Origin of the sequence: Mesorhizobium sp. M7A.F.Ca.US.006.04.2.1 (assembly GCF_004022915.1) — a bacterium.
Classification (GTDB): domain Bacteria; phylum Pseudomonadota; class Alphaproteobacteria; order Rhizobiales; family Rhizobiaceae; genus Mesorhizobium; species Mesorhizobium ciceri.
In genome coordinates, this window is sequence record NZ_RZQA01000675.1 from 1 (window position 1) to 3,652 (window position 3,652).

A 3,652-nucleotide genomic window follows, 5' to 3' on the forward strand; every position below is an offset into this window, starting at 1 on the left:
GCCGTGGTGGGCCAGCAACACTGCCGACCGTTTTCCAGCGAGTCCGCGCACGGCGTCTCCCATCGACGGATCGCCAGGCCGGATGTAGGGCAGCAGTTTCACCTTGCCCAGCCGCATGACCGAATAGGCCGTCAATGGCTTGAAGACGCTGTCCGGATCGATGCCGGGCAGAAGCGAAACCGCGACCGAATGGGTTGAATGAAGATGGACGACCGCTCCAGCGCGCGCACCGCGCGTCTCGTAGAACGCCGAATGCAGCGGCATTTCCTTCGTCGGCTTGTCGCCGTCCACGAACCGCCCCTCCGCGTCAAACAACGACAGGCGGGCGGGATCGAGCGTGCCAAAGGACGATCCCGTCGGCGAGACGAGAAGCCGACCGTCGCCGAGGCGAGCGGAGATGTTCCCCGAGCTTCCGGCAGTAAGGCCGCGCGTGAACATGGACGCGGCAACGCTGCAAATTTGCTCCCTGAGCCTTGTTTCATCGTTCATCGGACAACGTCTCCAGCAAGGACGCCGGCTGCCTTTTTGAAGAAGTCAGCCGCGCCGAAATTGCCCGACTTCAGTGCGAGCACCATTTCCAGCCCACCGGCCTTCAACGCTGGAACGCCGGGGTCGATCTCCGGTCCGATCTCGAACGACGAAATCTCGAGCGCCGATACGACGGCCCCCGATGTCTCGCCGCCCGCCGTGACCAGCCGGCGGACGCCATGCGCCAGAAGCTGGCGCGCCAATTCGCCGAAAAAACCTTCGACCGCCGTTGCGACGCGCTCCTTCCCGTGGTGCTTCTGCGCGGCTGCGACGGCTTCGGGCTCAGCCGACGAAAACACGAGCGGCAAGCCATGCTGCTGCTGGCCGATAACCCATTCGGCATATTCGACAGGATTGGCCGCGCGGTCCATGACAGCGTCCACCTCCACGACGCGCGTTGGATGGCTTTTCCGGTGCTCGGCGATCTGGCGTCGGCTCATGGCAGAGCACGAGCCGCAAAGCACGGCTGCCGGCCCCTGTTTTCCCATCCAATCCATGGCCGCCCTGCCAATCAGCCCGGCCCGACGAAAGTTGGTCGGAAGTCCAAGGGCAATGCCCGAACCGCCGCTGAGCAGGACATCCGATTCGGCAGCCTCGCCAATGGCGATAAGGTCCTTGTCCAAAATGGCGTCGACGACGATGTAGCGAGAGCCGCTCGCAGCAGCAGCCTCTAGAGCATCCCTGATCGGGATGCTTCCTCCCGCCACGACGTCGTAGGGGACATGGCCGATCCCGCGCCCGGTCTGTCGTGCAAGCCAACGTCTCAGATCGGGATCTGTCATTGGCGTAAGCGGATGTTTCTCCATGCCGGATTCGCTCAACAGACGATCGTTAACGAAAAGATGCCCCTGGTAGATCGACCGGCCGGTCGCGGGAAACGCCGGACAGACGATCGCGCGTGCCGCCCCCACGGCGTCGCCAAGAGCGTCTAGCACCGGCCCGATATTGCCTTCGGGGGTCGAATCGAATGTCGAGCAGTACTTGAACAGATACTGGCGGCAGCCCTGGCGTCTAAGCCACTCTAGCGCCGCAAGCGACTGCTTCACCGCCTCGCTGGCGGGTATCGTTCTGGTCTTCAGGGCAACGACGCCCGCGTCAACCGAGCGGTCGGAGTCGATTTTGGGAACGCCATTGTACTGGACGGTGCGCATACCCCCCTTGGCGAGCGTGTTGGCCAAGTCGGACGACCCGGTGAAATCATCGCCTATGCAGCCGAGAAGCATCAGATCTCTCACTTTCAACTTCCATGGAAACGCTAGTGACTCTGCCTTGGCGGTTAAGGGATGGCCTTCGGGGCGTCATCCGCCAGGTAAACCGCTATCAGTTCATCCACCGTGCTTTCGGCCACGAAGCCCAGATTGTTGGCTAGCGTGGGCGAGAAGGATTTTGGCCAACCCGCAATGATGGCCTTAATCGCCTCGTCCGGCTTGCGGTCTATCAAAGCCTCGGCTTCGGCGCCTGCCACGCGGCGGAGCGCGGCAATTTGGTCGGAAACTGTGGCCGCGACCCCAGGCATGTTCAGCGTGCGCCGGGCGCCCAGCGCGGACGTATCGAGCATCGCGGCATGGATGAGGAGAGCTACCGCCGTGCGCGGACTAGCCAGCCAATGCTTGACCGTCTCCTCCACCGGCAGGACGGAGCGTTGGCCGGCGAGTGGCTCGCGCAGGATTCCGGAGAAGAATCCCGAGGCCGCCGCGTTGGGAGCGCCAGGCCGAATAACGATCGTAGGCAGCCGTATCCCAATTCCGTCAAGGAAGCCGCGTCGCGAATAGTCTGCGAGCAACAGCTCGGATATCGCCTTCTGGGTGCCGTAGCTGGTTAGCGGGGCAAGAATGTAATCGTCGGGAATAGGGTCTGGTAAAGGCGCGCCATATACTGCGACCGACGAGGTGAACACCAGCCGGGGGAGATACTTCTTACGCGCCCCTTCCAGTCGGATCGCCTCGAAAAGAGCACGCGTGCCGTCCACATTGATCAGGTACCCCTTCTCGAAATCGCGTTCCGCTTCGCCGGACACGATGGCTGCGAGATGGAAAATCACATCGGCGCGGCGCGCGGCTAGCTCCTCGGCTGCACCGGAGACGGCAATATCAGCGGCAATGGCTTCGATGGAATATAAGGCACCGGTTGGCACTGGGGGCTTCGTCAAGTCTGCCAACGTCATCCGCTCGATCTTCTTATCCCCGAGCGACCCGGTCCGGGAAAGCTCCGCCGCGAGTTTGCGGCCGATCATTCCACCAGCGCCAATGATGAGTATATGCATGGATGCTCCGTTCTCTTCAGGGACTGTCTCGGGATGCTGCATCATACTGGCCTGAAGGCACGCACCACCGCGTAGCTTTCGAGCGACAGCGTCTGTGTTTCGACAGGCGTCAGGCGGTCGAGCAGATCCGGTTGACGGGATGCCGCAACGAAAGATGAGGCATCAAGAATTGCAGCGGTCGTGAAGCCTTCGGGGAGGCGGACTTCCAGCGTGTTGGGCGAGGGATTGCAGAGCCATAGCTCGGTGCCTTTTTCCGTAACCGCCGCGATCCCTCGCACCGCCCCGGCGACGGACGATCGCAGCGGACGGATCGGACGGCCTTTGAGTTTCGCCAGGCCTCGCACGATGTGCCAAACAGGATACAGTTCGCCCTTGCCCTCGAACCAGGACTGCGGAAACGGCGTCGGCACGGAGAGAACGCCGAACGGGCCGACCGCGCCGCCGAGCGCGACGGCCTCCGCGCCGCCTTCCGCGAAGGCAGCGAAATAGCCGAGATTCCAGGCTGCGCCCATGATGCCCCTCTGGCGCGGATCATTGAAATTGACCGCCTGCCGGATGTTCGTGGGATTGGCGACGGGCGCTTCGCCATAGGGATTGTCACGCAACCCGATCGCGGACGGCCCAACGGAATACGGCAGCCCCCTGGCGATGGCTGGCACGGTCCTGACGATATGCGGTAAACATTCGAGCGTCTCCATCAAGGATCGGTCGTCACCAGCATGGAAGATCGCTGCCGTCGTAAATGTCACGAGGTCTATCGTCTCGGTCGGGGGACGTTTACGGTTGAGCTCAGTGAAGAAGCTGAACATCCCGCCGCCGATGCGGGACCCAGGGAAGGCGGTGCGCGTGGCGGCATAGAGT

General features: G+C 62.7%; 3 protein-coding genes and 1 pseudogene. All 4 read right to left on the reverse strand.

Features of this window, described 5'->3' with window-relative positions:
• The coding region (locus EN925_RS27865; RefSeq protein ID WP_128337070.1) for a class II aldolase/adducin family protein at positions 1-489 on the reverse strand (489 nt) is incomplete at its 3' end.
• Positions 486-1,763, reverse strand: coding sequence for a 3-oxo-tetronate kinase (gene otnK / locus EN925_RS27870; RefSeq protein WP_337122168.1), 1,278 nt, complete (start codon positions 1,761-1,763; stop codon positions 486-488). The genes otnK and EN925_RS27865, both read right to left, overlap by 4 nt.
• Before the next feature lie 41 nt (positions 1,764-1,804).
• Entirely contained in the window at positions 1,805-2,791 is a 987-nt protein-coding gene (gene denD, locus EN925_RS27875; protein ID WP_064994851.1) for a D-erythronate dehydrogenase, read from the reverse strand.
• A gap of 41 nt (positions 2,792-2,832) precedes the next feature.
• A pseudogene (locus EN925_RS39800) lies at positions 2,833-3,652 on the reverse strand (hypothetical protein); the annotation flags it as partial.

Coding starts and splice junctions, on each gene's coding strand:
- denD (WP_064994851.1), bottom strand. CDS start 2,791: ATGCATATACTCATCATTGGCGCTGGTGGAATGATCGGCCGCAAACTC.